This window comes from Paraburkholderia sp. GAS448 (assembly GCF_050435685.1).
GTDB lineage: Bacteria > Pseudomonadota > Gammaproteobacteria > Burkholderiales > Burkholderiaceae > Paraburkholderia.
Map to the genome: position 1 here is coordinate 462,543 of NZ_JBNDKT010000004.1, position 19,680 is coordinate 482,222.

Annotated in this window: 14 protein-coding genes and 1 pseudogene; 2 read left to right on the top strand and 13 right to left on the bottom strand. The window is 61.8% G+C overall.

All coding sequences use genetic code 11. The features are described 5' to 3' along the window. Positions 1-42: 42 nt before the first annotated feature. The 11 genes and pseudogenes from P3T23_RS11120 to P3T23_RS11170 all read right to left on the bottom strand — a co-directional run bounded on the left by P3T23_RS11120 (position 43) and on the right by P3T23_RS11170 (position 13,900). Positions 43-288: a hypothetical protein gene (locus P3T23_RS11120; RefSeq protein WP_429316192.1), complete on the bottom strand. Its 246-nt coding sequence runs from the start codon at positions 286-288 to the stop codon at positions 43-45. A 78-nt stretch (positions 289-366) separates the two neighbouring features. Continuing rightward, positions 367-1,578, bottom strand: a complete 1,212-nt coding sequence (locus P3T23_RS11125) for a right-handed parallel beta-helix repeat-containing protein (protein ID WP_429316245.1) — start codon at positions 1,576-1,578, stop codon at positions 367-369. Between the two features lie 205 nt (positions 1,579-1,783). Further along, complete coding sequence (locus P3T23_RS11130) at positions 1,784-3,100, bottom strand: oligosaccharide repeat unit polymerase (RefSeq protein ID WP_429316193.1); 1,317 nt, start codon at positions 3,098-3,100, stop codon at positions 1,784-1,786. Between the two features lie 19 nt (positions 3,101-3,119). After that, on the bottom strand, positions 3,120-4,361 hold the full coding sequence (locus tag P3T23_RS11135) for a glycosyltransferase family 4 protein (protein ID WP_429316194.1): 1,242 nt from the start codon (positions 4,359-4,361) through the stop codon (positions 3,120-3,122). Beyond that, complete coding sequence (locus P3T23_RS11140; protein WP_429316195.1) at positions 4,346-5,452, bottom strand: glycosyltransferase family 4 protein; 1,107 nt, start codon at positions 5,450-5,452, stop codon at positions 4,346-4,348. Before P3T23_RS11140 ends, P3T23_RS11135 begins: the two co-directional genes overlap by 16 nt. 92 nt (positions 5,453-5,544) lie before the next feature. Then, positions 5,545-6,576, bottom strand: a complete 1,032-nt coding sequence (locus P3T23_RS11145) for a glycosyltransferase family 2 protein (protein ID WP_429316196.1) — start codon at positions 6,574-6,576, stop codon at positions 5,545-5,547. Positions 6,577-6,635: 59 nt separating this feature from the next. After that, positions 6,636-7,646: a glycosyltransferase gene (locus P3T23_RS11150; RefSeq protein ID WP_429316197.1), complete on the bottom strand. Its 1,011-nt coding sequence runs from the start codon at positions 7,644-7,646 to the stop codon at positions 6,636-6,638. Positions 7,647-7,739: 93 nt separating this feature from the next. After that, positions 7,740-9,983 carry a polysaccharide biosynthesis tyrosine autokinase gene (locus P3T23_RS11155; protein WP_429316198.1) on the bottom strand — a complete coding sequence of 748 codons (2,244 nt, stop codon included), beginning with the start codon at positions 9,981-9,983 and terminating at the stop codon, positions 7,740-7,742. 67 nt (positions 9,984-10,050) lie between these two features. Then, positions 10,051-11,193, bottom strand: coding sequence for a polysaccharide biosynthesis/export family protein (locus P3T23_RS11160; RefSeq protein ID WP_429316246.1), 1,143 nt, complete (start codon positions 11,191-11,193; stop codon positions 10,051-10,053). A 306-nt stretch (positions 11,194-11,499) separates the two neighbouring features. Continuing rightward, positions 11,500-12,147 (bottom strand): annotated as a pseudogene (locus P3T23_RS11165) (sugar transferase); the annotation flags it as partial. 220 nt (positions 12,148-12,367) lie between these two features. Then, positions 12,368-13,900, bottom strand: a complete 1,533-nt coding sequence (locus P3T23_RS11170; RefSeq protein ID WP_429316199.1) for a mannose-1-phosphate guanylyltransferase/mannose-6-phosphate isomerase — start codon at positions 13,898-13,900, stop codon at positions 12,368-12,370. A 1,047-nt stretch (positions 13,901-14,947) separates the two neighbouring features. Here P3T23_RS11170 and P3T23_RS11175 point away from each other — a divergent pair. After that, complete coding sequence (locus P3T23_RS11175; RefSeq protein ID WP_429316200.1) at positions 14,948-16,030, top strand: GlxA family transcriptional regulator; 1,083 nt, start codon at positions 14,948-14,950, stop codon at positions 16,028-16,030. Positions 16,031-16,087: 57 nt separating this feature from the next. On the opposite strand, the gene P3T23_RS11180 is transcribed toward P3T23_RS11175, so the two are convergent. Both P3T23_RS11180 and P3T23_RS11185 read right to left on the bottom strand, forming a co-directional pair. Continuing rightward, entirely contained in the window at positions 16,088-16,891 is an 804-nt protein-coding gene (locus tag P3T23_RS11180; protein ID WP_429316201.1) for a 2OG-Fe(II) oxygenase, read from the bottom strand. A gap of 354 nt (positions 16,892-17,245) precedes the next feature. Then, the gene (locus P3T23_RS11185) at positions 17,246-18,106 is read right to left on the bottom strand and encodes a LysR family transcriptional regulator (protein ID WP_429316202.1); all 861 of its coding nucleotides are present in this window, start codon (positions 18,104-18,106) and stop codon (positions 17,246-17,248) included. Between the two features lie 176 nt (positions 18,107-18,282). Between P3T23_RS11185 and mdtD the strand changes: the two genes are divergently transcribed. Beyond that, positions 18,283-19,677, top strand: a complete 1,395-nt coding sequence (mdtD, locus tag P3T23_RS11190; protein ID WP_429316203.1) for a multidrug transporter subunit MdtD — start codon at positions 18,283-18,285, stop codon at positions 19,675-19,677. Positions 19,678-19,680: the final 3 nt, after the last annotated feature.

The window sequence follows — 19,680 nt, forward strand, 5'->3', positions numbered from 1 at the left end:
AGGCAGGATTTCGATGTCCGCGGAATGGCTGGGCGTGCCATCTCATCTGAAGAAATTGCACGTCAGATCCGACTCGAAATCCTTCACCCACAAACACGCCGGGTGAGCGCGATACGACTGCGCCCATCTGCCACGCCGGACGGTGACGAGCCGGTTCGGCGTCGCTCCAGTCGTCTCTGCGAACCCAGTGATCTCGAAGTGCATGGGTGCGAAGCCGCGACGGGCGCACGCCAGTTCAAATGCGGCACGCTCGAAAACCGGCAGGTCAATGTAACGAAGCGGTGTCATGGCGCTCTCCCCAAGGTGGTGGTCAATTGCATCGCGCTGCCGGCTCGCGGCAGCGCGCCCCGTAGCATGGTGTCCCGATCAGCTTCGGCTCTTTGCCCGGCTGCTGTTCATGAACGTTTGCTGCGTCTGCCTCAACGACGTTCGGATCGCCGGCAGAAGCGCCGCATTTGCGCCGGAAACGGCAAGCGTGCCCGTTGCCGAGCATCCGGCCGGCGGCACCAGTGTCGTGCCGTCCAGGGTGTTCGAACCGCAGATGATCTGGCTTGCGGAACAGCCTCGCGATTGCAGCGAGACAGGCGTACCCGCTATCGCCCCGAATATGTCGCCGGAAATCCGGAACTGGCACACGTTCCCCAGCGCCCGGAAGCCACCGTAGTTGGCGCGGGAAATCTGGTTGCCCGTGACGGAGACGAGCGTCACCGAGCCCGAACCGGTGTTGAGATCGATTGCCGCATGCTGGGCAGGAGGGCGATCGTTACCTGGGTTCGTCGAGTTTTCGATATCCGAAATCACGTTGTTCGTGATGAGGATGTTCGTCGAGTTATACGTGCGATAACCGTCTTCCTGCGCCACGAGGACGCCGGCGGCCTTCTGCACGCCCTGCACGGTATTGCCGGTGATCGTCACGGCCGTTCCGCCGACCACCGATATGCCCCGTCCCCAGTAGTTGCCCGACAGCGAATTGCCCGTGACCAGCACGTTGCTGCTGAGCGCCCCATCCTTCTCATAGCTGACCACCGCAACCATGTCGTCGCCGTTGCCGGTGACGGTGTTGCCCTGCACGAGCACGTTGCGCGAGCGGCCGGTGATGTGGATGCCGTCGGCAAGCGTTGACAGCACCTTGTTGCCCGCGATTGCGATGTTGACGGCTCCCGAAATGAAAATGCCCGCGCTGGCGCCCCCCTGAATCGTGACATCGAGCACCTGGATACCCGTTCCGCTCACGACCACCTTGGCGGAAGTCGCCGTTTCGAGTCGCCGCGCTCCCGTGCCGACCAGGGTAAGGCCCGCAACAGTCGAGTCCCGGCCATTCACGACGACTGCCTGATCGTTCGCGTCCGTTGCGACCAGCGTCGCCCCGTACCCTGACATCACGACCTGCCGGTTCTTCACCACGAGCGAATGACCGACGACGTACTGGCCTGGCGATAGCACGAGCCGTTGCCCGGTCTGCAACGCATCCAGCCCTTCCTGAAGCACATCGGCCTGATCGCCGCCGTCAGCTGCGGGGTGAACCGTGGCGTCGGCGACGGCAGCCGCCCGTTTAAAGCCACCATGCGATTTCGTCAGCCTCGCAGTTGGCGCGGCCGGAGCGGATGCACCGGCGGCATTGGACGACTGCACAACGGCGCCGGTCGCGTGGATCGACAGCACGGCAGCGCATGAAACGATAGTGCGGGATAACCTGTTCACGCTAAACCTCTTTCATGGGCGTCTCGCCTGCTGTTGCCACGTGCACCAGCAAGCAGAACACACGACGCAGGCCGGTTCCGCTTCAACCGACGCGGCGAACGACGTGCACCGGCTGAACCAGCGGCTTCTTCAGGAACCGGAATACGACAAACAGCAGCGCGATCGGAACGAAATTTCTGCCGCTGAACAGGTTCGGAATACGCAGAATCTCGAGCAGCGAAACGAGCAGCACTGAATGCGCGCAGCACCAGAATCCATCGCCCGAGCGCCAGCCCGCATAGCTTTTGCTGAACACCCAGCCGATAAATGCCGCGATGAAGAGCGCGAACCAGCCCCACTCGTAAAAGTGGACGAAAATGCCCGACGGATTGTTGAATTCAGGATCGCCGTAATTGCTCAGGAACGAATCGAAGGCAGCGCTGGAATCCATCATCGGTTTGAAGACCTCGCCGATAAGCGGGAAACGGATGAGCCAATCGAGCGTAAACATCGGACTGCCATCGCCCCAGCCCAGAATGCTCAGAATGCCGGCGCCGTTGTTCAACGCGGTCGAGTAGTACAACGCCAGCCGTTCGATCGCGAAATCGAAGATGTTGTCGTAAACGTTGATGTAGTAGGTTTCCCATGAGCGGTGATACTCATTCGCGATGAAGAAGCCCACCATCGGGACGATCGCGGCGACAGGCCCCAACGCAAGGAACTTCGAACGCCTCGGCCCGTGCCTGAATCTCACACACATCAGCACAAATGGCAGCGCTACCTCGATCAACGCGAGCCGTTCGGCAAAAATGAAACTTCTGAGCAGCGTCAATACGCCCAGCACGAGCAGGTATAGCTTGTAGCGGTTGAAACCGCGCTCCGGATGCCTGAACACGTAGAAATACAGCGGCACATAAGCGACCGTCGCCTGGGTCAGCGTGCTCAAACCGACAACGCGTCCTTTCATTTCCAGCAGATCGTAGGCGCTGGCACCCCCGTTAAAGAACGACAGGATGATCGCCGGATGCGCCAACACCCCGCCCATCATGATCAGATAGCCGCCGAACGCCAGAGCGAACACGAAGTCGAGCACACGTACGGGAATCTCAGCTGGCGCGTATTGCGCAACGGGTATTGCGCTGCGCCCCAGCGCCGCAACCGTCATCACAATCGTTAGAAAGAGCGCTCCGGCCAGTGCGTAAAAGCTGTCGAAATACACATGGTCGATCGCTTTTTGTCCACCCAGCAGATTCATCGAGATCAGCGCGTAGAGCGGCAGGATGAAGAACAGCACCAGTCTTGCCGGGTCCTCCCACCAGTAGCCGTGGAGCGCGACCGGTCCGCGCATGCACGACGTCGCACGCGGAGCCGCGCGGCTACTCCAGCGTTGCATCTTTAACGAATCGTGAGCCTTGTCCATGACGCTTCTCCTCGCGGGCTCAACGAGCAAACACTTCGAGCGGCTTCCCGCCGGCCGGCCCGGCTGGCGAAACGGCAACACCAGCGGTTGATACGGCCTGCGCGGCGGCTTCCCGCACGATCTCCAGAAACTCGCTCCGGAAGCGCTCAGGTCCAAATCGAAGGGCGTTGCGACGGCATGCGGCCGGGTCGAACGGACCCATCGCCTCGAAGCGGTCCACGGCCGCCACGATCTCCTCAACCGACTGGCGCGGGAAGAACACGCCTGTCCGCGTGCCGCGATCCGTACCCTCGATCACCGTTTCGCGCGCGCCGCCCCTGCCCAACGCAATGACCGGCGCGCCGCAGGCCTGGGCTTCGAGCGGGACGATGCCGAAGTCCTCCTCCGCCGCAAAGACGAATGCTCGCGCGCGCTGCATGTGGTCGATCAGGACGTCGGTCGACTGATAGCCCATGATGGTCACGTTCGACGACGCGACCGCCCTGACCTTCCCGATATCGGGACCATCCCCGATCACGATCAGCCTTCTGTCAGGCATCGCGGCGAACGCTTCGACAATCAGGTTGACCTTCTTGTACGGCACAAGACGCGACGCGGTCAGATAAAACGCCTCGCGCTGCGTGCTCATCGTGAAGCGATCGACGTCCACCGGCGGAAACACCACTTTTGCGCCGTATCCATAGACCTTCCTGATGCGCCGCGCGACGTAGTCGGAATTCGCGACGAACAGGTCCACGCCGTGCGCCGTGCGCTGATCCCAGATCCGCATGTAGTGCAGGATAGACCGCGCAAGCCAGCTCTTGATGCCCCGCGTCAGCTTCGCTTCGTCGAGATACTGATGTTGCAGGTCCCACGCATAGCGGATCGGCGAATGCACATAGCTGATATGAAGCTGGGCTGGCCCGGTAATCACGCCCTTCGCCACAGCGTGACTCGACGAGATCACGAGGTCGTATCCGGAGAGATCGAACTGCTCGATCGCGAGTGGCATCAGCGGAAGATACGAGCGATACGACCTCTTCGCCCGCGGCAGATGCTGGATAAACGACGTGGTGGCATGCTTCCCAAGCAGCGCGGCACGATGCTCGTCAGGAAAGAAATCGACCACACTGAAGAGATCGGCCTGCGGCCAGATGCGCAGAATCTGTTCCAGCACGCGTTCGGCACCCGCATAAGTCGTCAGCCAGTCGTGCACGACGGCGACCTTGCCGAACCCGTCGGCAGTTCGCAACGGGGTTTGATTCATCAATGTGACAGCCATGGTGAGATCTCTTTGAGTATCCTGAGCGCGGTTGCGCGCCATGAGTAATGCTCGACATGCGAATAGCCGCCTTCCCGCAACGCACCTCGCAAACCATCGTCCGTCATGACCTGTGTCATTGCCTGGCCAAGTTCGCTCGCACTCGTCGGCGAAACGTAGAACGCGGCATCGCCGCACGCTTCCCGGATCGACGGCAGGTTCGACGCGATCACCGGACATCCCAGCGTCATCGCTTCGACGGGCGGCAGCCCGTAGCCTTCGTATAGCGACGGAAATACGAAACATGCGGCGTCGCGAAACAGGCTCCTGAGTTCGGCATCGGACACGTAGCCGACACGCTTCACGAAGTCCGGCAGCGCCTGCTGCACCGCGTTGAAGATGGGCAGACTGGAACCGACGATCACGAAGTCATAGTCGGTCGCCTTCAGCAACTCGATCGCCTCGATGACGAGACGAAAGTTCTTGTGACTGCTCGCGCTGCTGACCGCCAGCACATACGGCCGGTCGCCCAGCTGATACTTCTCGCGCACGTCGACGTGTTCTTCCGCGCGCAGCATGTGGTCGCCGCTCATCGGCAGCACGCCGATTTTCCGCGCCGGGATGCGATAGGCGTCGCTCAGCTCCCTGCTCGAAAATTCGGAGACGGTCAGCACGCGCCGTGCGATCCGCCCGATCCACGGCGCCATCACGCGGTACCACGTGCGGAACGCGCGCGTATACGCCTCAGGCACCCGAACCGGCGCGGCGTCATGCAGCACCGTGACCTGGTTCCTGAAGAACAGCGGACCGGCATTGCACAGGTTGAGCAGCAACGTGCCGCGCGCCGCAAGCGGGAGACTGATCTGTTCCCAGCGCTGCCCGGAACCGCCCGGTACTGTGCGGATCTTCATGTTCGAAAACAGCGTGGGATCCACCTGCACGGCCTGCGGCACCAGTACCTCAACGATCAGACCCGACGTCGCCGGATCGTTCGACGCGAGCATCTGGTCGATGCCGCGCACCACTTCATACGCGAAGCGATCGACGCCCGTCGGACGCCGCCCCAGAAAGCGGCCGTTGATGGAAATTCTGACTGGCGAAGATGCGGTCACCGGCGGTTCTCCTTAGGCGTCGCAACGCAGCGGGTTAGGCGACCCGCTGACCCTGCGGTTCAGGTACACACGTGGCCATCGAGCGAGGTTGGCTAGCGCCCCGCTCTTGCGAGCGGATTGGCGATATAGCGCACGACCCGGTCGCTGATCGAAGCGAAAGGCACAAGACAAAGTGCGGTCAGACATGCCACAGCCAGCTTCCTGTGCAGACTCCAGAAGGGATTGGCCACGACGGTGTGGAAATAGCGGCCCGACTCTTTCGTGAACCAGCGCCACCTGCGCGAAAACGGCGCGCGATACAGCTGGTTGCCGAACTGCGCCTTCTCGAATGAGAAATCGAGGAAGGCCGCGGGCAATCTTTCGCCGAGCCTCTCGCTCGCGAGTTCGCGCAGGATCGTCCAACGGATGGCCGCTTTCCTCGCTCCGGCCAGCGAGTCTTCCGAATTGGCGAACGCAAGATCTGCCGCGCCCTTGCCTTCACCGCCCGGTGTCTTCGTTGCGGACCGGTGGACCCGATAACCGCCGAGCGCATGATCGATCGCACACACGTTGCCGATCAGCGCAACGCCGTAGATCGCGTAGAAGTCCGCGCCGTAGATATTGTCCGTCGTGACCGGCACCGGAAAAATCCGCTTGAGTGCGTCGACGCGGTAGGCATTGCCCGACCCAGGCGGCGAAGGATACAGCCAGCCCTTGCGCAGCAATGCCCCACAACCGGCTACCGCGCCGGACTGCGGGACTGTTACGCCGGTGCGCGTGCCATCGGCGGTCATCACCTGGAGCTTGAACTGAACCTTGACAAAGTCGCCGGAAGCAAATGCCGCGATGACCTCCTTGACCGCATCGGGATACAGCAGATCGTCGGCATCCAGAAAGATCACCCAGGGTGTGTCGACCCGCTGCAATGCGTGGTTATAAGCTGCAACCTGACCGCCATTGTCCTGGAAGACAGCGTTGATCCTGTCGCCATAGGAATGAATGATTTCACGGGAATTGTCGGTGGAACCGTCGTCGATAACCATGACGGTCGTGGTGCCGACGGTCTGCGTCAGCGCCGAGTCGATTGCGCCACGCAGATAGGCGGCGTAGTTGTAGTTGCAGATGACGATCGTTACGCTGGACATGATTGCACGTCCCGTCTCCGCTCCACAGGCGTCCGGCGCCGTGATGTGCGCGCGGGCATTCATAGCGAATAGTCGACATTCAGGCCGAGCCGCTGCGCTTCGCCATCGGCGATGGCCCGCTCCAGCAGCGTCAGCCTTGCGGCCGCATGCCTGCGCTTGCCATAGAAGCGCAACAGCAGCAGGAACACGAGCCGGTTCAGGCGAAACATCGACGTGGATGTCGACCAGTAGTTCTTGTCGAACCACGCCTGATTGCGGCTGCTGTAATATGCGCGAAAATCGGAGCCGCTCAGCAACATGCACTCGAAGTGGTTCTTCCAGTTCGTCTTCACGTTCCATGAGCCTTCGAGGTCCTCCAGCTGCGCATCGGTGACGAGCGCGATGTGGCCGCCGCGCGCAGTCAGGCGCCAGGTGTACTCGATGTCGTCGGCGTACAGCACCAGTTGCCGCTTGGGCAGACCGAGGTCTTCATACACCGAGCGGTGCGCGAGAAAACCGCCATACGGCGCGAAGGGAATCTCGACGACCTTCGGCATCGGTCCCGGCTGCGGACGGCCCCATGGCGTGCGCCGCCAGATCTTGTACGGGATGCGCGCAACGTGGAAGCCGAAATAGCTCGAACGCGGCGGCGTCGCCAGCGCGACTGGCACGCCCATCGCGATGTCTGCCTGATGATCCGGACGAAAGCCCAGCACGGCCGCACGGCTTCTCCCCACCCTCGCGGCGAGCAGATCGAGCTGGCGGCACAGCGCCGCTACTGCGCCGTGGCGCGGTGCGTTGTCGTCGTCCATCAACCAGAGGTACTGTGCCTTACGGCTCAACGCGGCTGTGATCCCCACCGCGTAGCCGTTCGCCGACCCGGTGTTGGCGGGCAGCCGAACCACCGTTATCCGCTCGCCCCATCGTTGCTCAAGCTGCTCGAGGTTGGACGTCGAGTTATTGCTGACGATCACGCCGTGCGCAATGCCCTCGTCGTCAAAGGCGCGTCGCAGCAATTCCGCGCAGTAGCGGATGCGGTCGCCGTAAGTCACGGTGACGAGCGTGATGTTTCTGTCGCTGATCGGAGTCATGATGCGCCTGTCGGTTATCTCTGCCGGGTACGCGAGACTGCCGCGTACCTTCGAACGCTGGTCGTGCCGCGCAACGCCCCCTCTTTCACGCGGCTAGTGCTGCGCATAGCCTGACGCTCCGTAGTCGCCCGGATTGCCGTACGCATAGCCATACTGGCCGGGACCGCGCCTGAAATCGTTGAAGATCACGCCGCGAATTTCGACGCTCGCCTGCGCGAGCCTGCGCGCGCTCTCGCCAATTTCCGGCACCGTCGTGACCCCGTGACGCGCGACGACAAAGACAGTGCCCGCCATGCGTCCCAGCACCAGCGCGTCTGCCACCAGCAGGAGCGGCGGGCCGTCGATCACCACCATGTCGTACTGCGACGCCACACGGCCGATGAGGTCGGCCAACTCCGGCTGCAGCAGAAGCTCGCTCGGGTTGAGCGGCATGCCGCCCGTCGACAGGAAGTCCAGGCCCTGCGACACGTTGCGTTTCAGCACCTCCTCAAAGCGATGTGTGCCGACGATGACTTCAGCGAGTCCCGGCGCGCGCTCGAGTTGAAAGTGCTGATGCAATACGCCCTTGCGCAGGTCGGCATCGATCAGCAGCACGCGCCTGTTCGACGCCCCGGCGAGCGTGGCCAGATTCGCTGATACGAACGATTTGCCGATGCCCGCTGTCGGCCCGGTAATCAGCACCACGCGGTTCGGCGCGTCGAGCAGTGAGAACTGCAACGTCGTACGGAAGCTGCGCAGGCTTTCGATGGCTGCGTCGTGCGTGAAAGCGTGCGAGAGCACAAGCGCGTCGCTGTTTTTCTCCGCTGCGACGCGCCGCATGTAACTGTTCGACCCGCCGCCGTTCAGCCGGCTGCGCGGCACCGTCGCGTACACCATCAGCCCGGTTGCCTGTTCGATTTCCTGCGGGTTCTCGACGGCCCCGACGACGCGCCGCTTGAAGACCGCGAGCGCGATACCCACCATCAGGCCGGCGATCAGCGATCCACCGATCGCCACACCGCGGCGCGGCTGGATCGGCGTTTCGGGCGGCGTCGCCGGATCGATCATCCGCACATTACCCACCTTGCCGGCGCGAACCAGCGTCATTTGCTGGCGGGTGTTGAGGAGGTTTGTGTACAGATCGGTGTCGACCTGCACGTCGCGCTGCAGTTGCAGCACGCCCTGTTCGAGGATCGGCAACCCTTTCGTGCGAGCGACAACCGTGGCCAGCGCACTTTGCGCGTCAGCCAGCTGGGCGTCGACGGCCTGCAATGCCGGATGTTTTTCCGTGAAGCGTGTCATCAGTTCTTCGCGCTTCTGCTTGAGTTCCTGCACGCGTGCCTGGGCGTCGACCGATTGCTGCAAAAGCGCCGTGCCTTCCTCGCTGGTGTCCACGGTGCCATGCGCGGCACGGAATGCATTAAACCGGCTCTCCGACGTTTCCAGCTGTGTCTTCAGCTTGGGCAACTGCGCGTCCAGAAAACGGATCGACTTGTCTGCTTCCTCGGATTTGCGCTGGACGTTCTGATCGACGTAGGCGTCCCCGATCTCGTTGAGAATGAGGCTATCCCTGGCGGGATCGGTGCCGTCGAGCGTCGCGCCGATGATGTTCGACTGCTTGCCCTTCTCCGAAATCGCCACGGTCTTTTGCAGCCATTCCGTCGTCGCGACCTCCGAGTTGCGCCTGAGCACGAAGCTCGAACCGGGTTCGCCCGACACGTTGCTCACCAGCAACTCGACAGGCCCATACTTCGTATCGGCATGCAGGGGTCGGCCGACAATGCCCTGCAGTTCGATGCGATCCGAACCCGCCAGGCCCGATTGCGTGAGCGCATAGGCACCCTCGTGACCGAGCGTCAGCACGAAGTGTTTGCCGTAAAAGTGCTCGGGAACATTGAACGTCGTCACGCCTATACTTTCCGTGCCATGCACGTAGCCGCCCGGTAGTGGCTGCGAAAGCGAATCGGCGCGCTCCGCCAGCCACCAGCCGATAACCGGAAGGTAGCGCGGCGCAGCTTCGATGTAGAGCTTCATGCTGTCGACCGCGCGCGACATGACCATCCGCGACTTCAGCACCTCGATCTCTGCCGACGCGTCCGTCTTCAGCTCGAACATCGAAGACACATCGCCCGAAGCCGATTTCGACTCGTTGGGATTCTGCTCGACCTGGATCAGAATGTCGGATCGATACACGGGCCGCGTAAAAGTCGCGTACGCGATGCCGACCAGCAGGAAAGCGATCGTCGAGCCGATGATCAGCCAGCGTCCGCCATACAGCGTGCCCAGATGATGGTACGGATGAACCGGCGGCCGCATCGCGGGCTCGTAGGTCGGCCCAGGCAGATTCAGATTGTTCATGCCGCGTCACTCCCAAAGGTCCGTGTACAGCGCGATAACCGCAGTAGCCAAAGCATCGGAGCGAGCCTCATGGCGCGAGCGCCTTGCCGACTGAGGCCGACTGCGCCGTCGGAACCAGCAGACTGACGACGCGGCTCCAGCGCACCAGCGAAGAAGCATCGACGAACACGACATCGTTGGGCTTCAACTCGAAGTTGTCGGCGAGTGCCATCGCGGCCGGCGAACTGGCGTCGAGGTGATAGACCACCGGCTTGTTCTCGTTCTTGCCGCGCACGACGTACACCTGCTGCGCGTCGCCCGAGTACTGGCTCACGCCGCCGGCGTCGCCCAGCGCCTCGTTGAGACTCAGCTTGCCGTTGTTGAGCGTAAGCGTCGACGCACGCGCGACCTCGCCCAGTACGAAGACCTTGCTGTCGCTCGCCGCGTACACGCGCACGAGGTCGCCGTCGCGCAGCAGAATGCCCGAAGGGTTGGCGCCCTTCGCAATCAGATCGGGCAGATTCACGAGTACGGTCTTTTCGCCGCGCGTCACGGCCACCGACGACCGGTCTGCCGTCGTAGTGAAGCCGCCTGCGCGGTTGATCGCCTCGGGCAAGGTCATCGGTACGTCGTTGAGGATCTGCAATCCCGGCGTGTGCACCTCGCCGTCCAGATAGATGCGTTTGCTGCGATAGGCCTGAATCCGCAGCGTGACCTGCGGATTGCGAACGTACTCGCCAAGCCGCTTTGCCAGCAGGTCGCGCGCCTGCGCTTCGGTCAGACCCGCTACCTGAAGCATGCCGACGTAGGCGAACTGCACCATCCCGCTACCATCGATCGTATAGCCCGTCACGATCGAATTCGAACCGCTGCTGTCGGAACCGCTCGTGCTCTGCAACGACGGCATGTTCAACTCAGGGTGGTCCCAGACCACGATGTTCAACACGTCGCCAGCACCGAGCACGTAGGGGCGCGGTTTGTCGAAGAGCTTCTCGACATCCGGCGCGATGCCCTTCGGTTGCGCCGCGCGCTGCTCGTCGACGAGCGTGCTGGTGATTTCGATCAGGTTGTCTTTGGATATTCCCGGAACGCCCGCGATGTTGCTGTCGCCCGCACCGCTGGCGGTCGCGGTAGTCGTCGCGCCGGCGCCAGCCTTGCCGCTGCCGGCAGACTGAAACGTCATACCCGGAGCCATGGTGCACGCAGCCAGCATGATCGCGCAGGCTGCCATCGTTACGCGCGTGAACAGCGATGAGCGATGAGCCTTTGCTTTGGCAACCTCGTCGCGGGTGTTGGCAATCGCCTTCCCAGTCTGCAACGACTGCAACGCGTTTCCGGAATCGATGGGCATAATCGGCATCACGCTGTCCTTCCGAATTGAGTGGATCCATCACGCACTTACGCGCTCTGGCTCCGGCACTACACTTTCCAGCAGCTCAGCCATGAAATTGCAGATCAGGGAAACCGGCTACGGCACGACATCTGCGTGCCGCCCCAGACGGAATCCCTGAGTACCTGTGAGTCAAGCCACAATGCTTCAATAGGCACCGCGTCCGCGAAGCACCACCACCACGGTCTTCAGCAGAATCAGGATGTCATTGCTGAACGACCAGTTCGTGACATACGACACGTCGAGCGAAACACGCGTTGCGTAGTCGATGTCGTTGCGTCCGCTCACCTGCCAGAGTCCAGTGATCCCCGGTTTGGCCATGAGGTAATAAGCGGCCCCATCGCCGTAGTAGCGCTCCAGTTCTTTCTCGATCACCGGCCGCGGTCCGACGAGGCTCATTTCTCCACGAACGACATTCCACAGTTGAGGCAATTCATCGAGACTCGTATGACGGATGAAGTGACCGATCTTCGTGATGCGAATATCCTTCTTGAGCTTGAAATCCCGCTCCCACTCCGCGCGGGCTTGCGGGTCGCTGGCGAGCAGTTCCTTGAGAACCGCATCGGCGTTCACGACCATCGAGCGGAACTTCAGGCATTTAAATTTGACACCGCCATTTCCGACGCGTGTGTGACCGAACACACATGGACCGCCATCTCTCATGACGAACCACGCAATCATTGCCAGTAACGGCGACAGCACAATGAGCAACATGAGTGCAGCCGTGAAATCGAATGCGCGCTTCGCACCAGAATGAAGCTTTCCGTTGACGCGCAACCTCTCTGCAACATGACCTTCGGGAGATTGCGGACTGAATCCAGTAAGCGGTGGACCCATGCTGGAAGATGCAATCGGTGCAATCGGTGCAATCGGTGCAGCCGGCGCTGTCGCGGTGAGTTGGGGGGGCGTCACGCCCGCTCTTGCGAAAAGAGATTTCATCGTGGTTGGCATGCGATTCCCCTTGGGGTCGTGTTGAACTGCATTCGATGCCGTGCCTCAAGCCGGCTTGTGGCCGTCAGGAGCAACGTCCGTAGGTGTCGGCGAACCGCACGATGTCGTCCTCGCCGAGATACGCCCCCGACTGCACCTCGATGATTTCGAGTTGCAGCTTTCCGGGGTTTTCAAGCCGATGCTTCACGCCAATGGGGATGTAGGTCGATTCGTTTTCGCTTAGCAGGAACTGCTCTTCGCCGCGGGTAACAAGCGCCGTCCCGCAGACGACGATCCAGTGCTCGGCACGGTGGTGATGGAGCTGCAGCGACAGGCAGGCGCCGGGCCGCACGACGATCCGCTTGACCTGAAAGCGTTCGCCGTGATCGATGGAGTCGTAGCAACCCCATGGGCGCTGCACCTTGCGATGCGAGTCCGCTTCCGGCGCATGCTGTTCCGCGATGCGCCCCACGAGGCCTTTCACGTCCTGCACGTGAGAGCGATCGACGACCAGCACCGCGTCCGCGGTTTCCACGACGACCAGATTCGCGACACCCACGCACGCGACCAGCCGGCCTTCTGAATGCGCGTAGCAGGACGTCGAACCTTTCAGCATCACCCGACCGCGCGCGGCGTTCCCGTCGGCGTCCTTGTCTAGCGCGTCCCAGACTGCATCCCATGAGCCAAGGTCCGACCAGCCAGCGTCGAGCGGCACGACCACGCCTTCCAGTGCCTCGTCACGCGCGAGGTGTTCCATGACGGCGTAATCGATCGAGTCGGCTTGCGTGTTCGCAAACGAAGCAGCGTGTGGATGAAAAAAGGCGCCGTCCGTGTGTCCCTGTTCGTACGCGCTCACGCAGGCTGCGTGCATCGCCGGTTGCAGACGCGCCAGGGCGCCAAGCCAGACGCTTGCGCGGACAATAAAGATGCCGCTATTCCACCAGTAATCGCCGGACGCGACGTACTGGCTCGCCAGTTCGGCGGCGGGTTTCTCGACGAACTGCCCGATCTTCCGCGCGCCTGTTGCGAGTGGCGCGCCCAGCCTGATGTAGCCGAAGCCGGTGTCGACACGCGTGGGGCGAACGCCCAGCGTAACGATCGCGCCCTGCTCCGCATGGTCCGCCGCGCGTAGCACCGCTTCCTGAAACGCGGCGCCGTCGGGAATCACATGATCGGCAGGCATCACGACGAGGACGCTATCCTCGCCGCTGGCACACGCGAGCAGCGCCGCGAGTGTGAGCGCCGGCGCGGTATTGCGCCCGACCGGCTCGACCACGATGCGCGCCGCCACACCAGCCTCGCCAAGCTGCTGCGAGGTCATGAAGCGATGCTCATCGCCGCAGACGATGATCGGCTCATCATCCCGTTCGCGATCGCGACCCAGTCCCGCAAGGCGCCGCGCCGTGGACTGCAACAGCGAGTCCGAACCGACTACGTCGATGAGTTGCTTCGGATAGTTCTTCCTCGACACAGGCCACAGCCGCGTGCCTGATCCACCCGCAAGGACGACAGACAAAAGACGCAGCGCCACCGGCGGCGCCAGCGCGCATTGCTGTGTCGGTTCGCCTGCTTCCGTGTCTCGATAGACCGCGTCATTCATCTGTGTAGCAGTACTCATGATGATGCCTCCAGCTCGGAGTCGGGAATGAAATGAGGAGACGCGAGAGCGGCGTCCGCGAAATGAACGGGCGGCCCGCTGCGACGCACGCACGGCCAGCGTTCAAGTCACCGTGGGCTGGCCGCCGGCGTCGTGGAAAACCCGTAGAAGGTTCGTGTTGCAGTGAAGCATAGGCCCGCTGAAAACGCCTGGAAGGGGCCTGGCGGAAAATCGCGAGATGTTGGCGGATTATCTGGTGACGCACGTCTAAAGCGTTACGAACCCGGACATTCTTCAGATGAAGTCCCGGACCCGATTAACGGTTATCGCGTCATTCAGGGGAGGCTGCCACGTGTGTCAATAGAATCTGCCTGACAACACCAGAGCGAGTCATTGCTCACGTGCCGAGCCGCATGAAGGCTGGTTGTCAGTCTTAATAGAATTGATGTTTAACTGGTGCGAATCGCGATGTCGGGAAGCGCGGCGGCGCTTGCTTCGCAACGGCGAATACCGCAATTAGAGAATGATATGTGCGGAACCGCACATAATTACTGTTCTATTTCCATCACCGAATCGACCGACTTACTGCCCCGAATATTTTCCTCATACTGTATACAGACGGTTCCCGCCATACGCTTGAAATTCATGGAATAAAAGTTAATCGGCACCGTAAAGGTGCTGGATTTTCGGAACATTTCTTTCCGCACCCCGGCGGTGCAATTTCATCAACGGCAGCCTTGGGATGATCAACGAAAATCGCGGTCCGGGGATGGCGTGACACCACCCCAACTCACACCCGGATCCACTGTTGGCACGGGACAGCATGCCGTTCATGCTCATTCGCGCAGTGTTGTTTCGGTGACGCAGAAGAGTGTTTATTCTGCAAACCGCAGCAAACCCGCTTCAATCCGGAAGAAATTGCAAGTTAGATTATTTGTGCACGCGCCGTCACTCTGTTCATTTCCGCCAAGATATCGGAAGTGTCGGCCAGAATACGAAGGCGGATTAAAATCGGCTATATGATGCACTGCACAAGCAAACGGTCTGTGTGCATTGGAGGAAGTACCAATGGAACACCCTGTAGAAATGCGAGGCCCCGTTCCTGACTCCGCCAATACGTCAGTGGAATTGCTTCATCCCGGCACAAACCATATTGGTCTCCTGCTGTTCGACGGGTGTTCCCTGCTCGGCGCCGGCATCATCGCCGAGGCGTTACGGCTGGCGAACGAAATCGAACTGGCGAAAAACGGTCGGCCTGTCTATCGACTGTCGCTGCTTTCATACCGCGGCGGCAATATCGCCTGCTCATCCTCTATCCGGGTGTGGACACAAGGGCTGGACGCCTGGCCACTACGCAACTTCAACGCGATCTTCATCGCGCGCAGCGAGAGCGAAGCAATGGCAGAGCGCGATGTTCGCCTGCTTTCGTGGTTGTGCGAGATCAGCGCGGCGGTGCTCGATCGCTATCAGGCCGGCAACGGCCCCAGCAAAGCGCAAGGCCACACCAGCACAACCGCACCCGCGTTCCAGCGCGTAGATCCGCACGACCCCATTGCGCTCGCGCAGACCGGATCGCCACCCGTATTCTGGTTCAGGGACGCGTCTGTCACGACACCTTGCATCGGACCGACGCCCGCGGACATGGCGCTCGCGCAGATCACGGCGGATCTCGGCCTCGAAGTGGCCCAGCAGGTCGCCGCACAACTGATGCCGCACAACCCGCCACGCGCGGAATCGGAAACCGACCCTGAACCAGACGAAGCGCAGGCGTCCGCCATCAGCGACAAGATCCGCGAATCGGCGCGCTGGATCAGCGAGAACTACGCTGAACCGATCTCGGTGACCGACGCTGCGCGGGTCGCTGCGATGAGCGAGCGCAACTATCTGCGGCGCTTCAAATGCGAGCTTGGCGTCACACCGTCCGAGTATCTGCTGCGCGCACGGCTCGACATGATCTGCCGGCTGTTGATGGAGACCGATCTGCCGGTCGACAAGATCGCGCGACGCTGCGGCATGGGCAATGGCGACAGACTGGCGAAGATCTTCCGTAAGCGGTTCGGCTCTTCCCCGACGGAATATCGTGGCGGCGGCCGTGCGGGAATGCGTAGGGAAAAGCAGGCTACGTGGTCAGCGTCTGCATCGGCCCGCTAGCGTGCTGCGACAGCTTCGTCGATCGAAGCTGTCGCAGCGCTTTGCAAACGAGGTGTTTTAGCGGCCAACGATGCGTTTGGCCAGCGCCTTCACGTAGGGCGGCGTGATGCCGTGCAGAACGTCGCGCGCGGTGACGGTGTACTTCTCGCCGGGACGCGTCTGGAAGCGTGTGGTGTGAGCGTCCGCGCTCTCATGCTGCGGCCGTCCGTTCGTATAGTAGTAAAGCGCAACAGAACGGCGCGTAATGCCCTCAGGGCAGGACAAAGGATCCGGGTGCCCATGCCACGAGAACTCGTCGGTGTTGAAAATGGCGAGGCGATTGCCAAGCGGCGCGATCTTCTGCACACAGTGCTGTACGTCCTTGTCCCAGAGCTGCAGATGTCCCGCCCAGCTGTCGTCCCACGAATCGTTCAGATACAGCAGGACGTTCAGACGTCGGTCGAGTTTCCAGTCCAGGTGATAGTTGTAGTCGATATGAAGACCGAGGTGGCCGCCCGGCAAGGTCTGATGCAGGCCCCCTCCATGCAGATGCGGATCGGGGACGAGCCCCTTGATGCCTGACAGCGTCTCGAGGAAGCCAATGAATCCCGGTGCGTTGAGTTCCATGATCAGCGACCTGAGCACCGGAGGAATCGCGTAGAAGTCCTGGCTTTGCAGCTTGAAGTTCTCCGCCGCCGACTGGAACCTGAACCAGACTTTTTCCTTCGGGCCGGGAAACGCGTCGCTCAATTCCCGGTAGACATCCTGATCGAGGAAATCGTCGATGTAGATGTGGGGGAAGGGATCAGCGGACTGGTACGTGTCCGTCAGTTCACGAGAAAGCCAGTCAAGCTTCGCAATGTCCACCAGATCGCGGCTCATAGCTAAATCTCCAGGAAAGTTCGTCCAGAATTCCCGAATGTCGACTTCATCGTTTGACGCTGACCGGCGTCACGTGCGCCCCAGGAGATGAGGCATCGATCGCGATGTCTGCCAATGCTTGTGGGCTTGAGAAGCACGCCGCTCGCGACGAGTATTTAGTCTAGTACGCAGGAAAGGGGCGTCAATATTCGGTAGCGCACATCGAACATCCTGGCATCTGGAGAATGCGTACGAGGGTTGTGACGAAACAACAGGATGAAACCACCCAGGGTGGTGCGCAGCTTCGCGTCGTTTTGCGAGGATGCGATCCGGCACTTCCGCCAGCCGCGGTGTAAGCGAGCAGGGCGAACTGCACTACTCCCCGATCCACGAACCTCGCAAATCGCTGTCGTGCAGCAGTTGCAGCAGCGTGCCCGCCGGGCAGCTGAGCCGCTTCGCCGCAAGCGCGATGAATTCGACATCCGGCAAGGTGGGCAGACTGGCGCTGTTGAGCGGCGGCGTTAGGCCACGCGCCGCCAGATATTGCGGCCGCACGGTAATGCCGAGACCGCCACGCGCAGCCGCGATACACCCCGCGTGACTGCTGCTCGTGCAGACCACCTGCCAGCGAAACCCTGCCTCGGCGAGCGCATCGAGCACCACTGCACGCGTCACGCTTGGTTCGGCGACAAGAATGAGCGGCAACGGCTGCGTGATATCGACAAGCGTGCCCGTCTTCGCGAGCCATTCGAGCCGTCCTGTAAAAAGCGGCACGCCGCGCCTGTCGCCAAGACGCCGCTTGCCGACCAGCAGATCGATCGCGCCGGCGTCGAGCAGTTCATACAGCTTGCCCGTCATGCCGATCGTGATCTCCAGTTCGACGTCCGGATGCGCATTCCGGAACGCGGCGAGCACGGTCGGCAGAGGTCCAAGCGCCACGTCATCCGATGAGCCGAGCCGCACGCGCCCCTTCAGGCGCGATCCGCGAAACTGCGATTCGGCGCGGCCTATCGCCTGCAGGATCACGCTGGCGTGCGCGAGCATCGCCTCGCCGTCGGAGGTCATCGCGAGCGAATGGGTGTCGCGCACGAACAGCCGCCGGCCGACGCTTTCTTCGAGGCGGCGGATATGTTCGCTCACGCTCGATTGCGTGAGGCCAAGCTGCCGCCCGGCCTCGGTGAAGCTATGGCAAGCCGCGACAGTAGCGAAGGTTTTAAGCCAGACCGGATTGAGCATCAGCTATTGTCATCGGCAAAATCGATAACAGTCAATGCCGTTAGAGGGGTTCCCGATCAGCCTCGCGCTGAATATGATGATCGCATCCCGATGATGTCGCGGCGCACTGCCTTCAATTGCCTTGCGGAGTTCGATGCGAAGCGCAGCGCCACCCGGCCCGTTACAGACCCATTCAGATGACCAAGGATTCCACACAGACAGCCTTGCTGTGGATCGTCTCCGCCGGCTTTTTCATGCAGGCGCTAGACACGACGATTGTCAACACCGCCTTACCCTCCATCGCGCACAGCCTGCACGAACAACCGCTCGCGATGCAGCCTGTCGTCGTCGCCTACACGCTGACGATGGCGCTTCTGACGCCCGCCTCCGGCTGGCTCGCGGACCGCTTCGGCACGCGGCGCGTCTACTTCACCGCAATCCTGATCTTCGTGCTCGGTTCGCTTTGCTGCGCGAGCGCACACACGCTCGGGCAGCTGGTCGTGGCGCGGGTGCTGCAAGGCGTCGGCGGCTCGATGCTGTTGCCGATTGGACGGCTTGCCGTGCTGCGCAGCGTGTCCGGCGAGCAGTACGTGTCGGCGCTCGCGTTCATCTCGGTGGCAGGCCAGGTCGGCCCTATCCTCGGGCCGACGCTGGGCGGCTGGTTTGTCCAGGCCATCTCGTGGCACTGGATCTTTCTGATCAACGTGCCCATCGGCGTGGTCGGCCTGTTTGCGGTGCGACGTTATCTGCCGGACGGCGCGTCGCACTCGGCGCCGCCATTCGATTTCGTCGGCTGCGGATTGCTGTCGCTGTGCATGGTCGCGTTTTCGCTTGCCGTCGATACCCCTGTGCAAGACCATCGGGCGTTGTGGTCGAGCGCGCTCTTCGTGCTGAGTGTTGTCGCGGCACTTGCGTACATTCCGCACGCACGAAGCCGGCAAAATCCGCTCTTCAGGCTCGCGCTCTTTCGCGAGCCCAACTTCAGCGTCGGGCTGATCGGCAATCTCGTCTGCCGCGTCGGCACGAGCGCGGTGCCGTTCCTGTTGCCGCTCCTGATGCAGTTGCAACTCGGTTATACGCCGCTGCATTCCGGCCTGATGATGCTGCCTGCCGCGCTGGCCGGCACCGTGGCAAAACGCTGGATCGCGCCGCTCGTGCGACGCTATGGCTATGAGATGTTCCTGCTCGTCAACACCGTGGTGGTGGGCGCGGCGATCGTTGCCTTTGCATTGATCTCGACGGGTACGCCGCTCGTGATCGAAATCGCCGTGCTGGCGATTTTCGGCGCGGCCAATTCGATGCAGTTCGCTGCGATGAACAGCGTGACCCTCAAGGGACTGTCGAGCGAGGACGCAGGTAGCGGCAACAGCCTCTTCTCGATGGTTCAGATGCTCGCGATCGGGCTGGGGGTGTCGATCGGTGGCGGCCTCGTCAACCTGTTCTCGGGGCAGTGGGGTTCGGCCGCGATGGGCTTCAGGCTCAGCTTTGTTTGTGTCGGGCTGATCACGCTGGTGTCGGCGCTGGTGTTTCGCCGCATCGATGAAGCGCCCGCGCGTGTGGGCGTGATGCCGGTGCGGGCGGCGGGGCGATAAAGC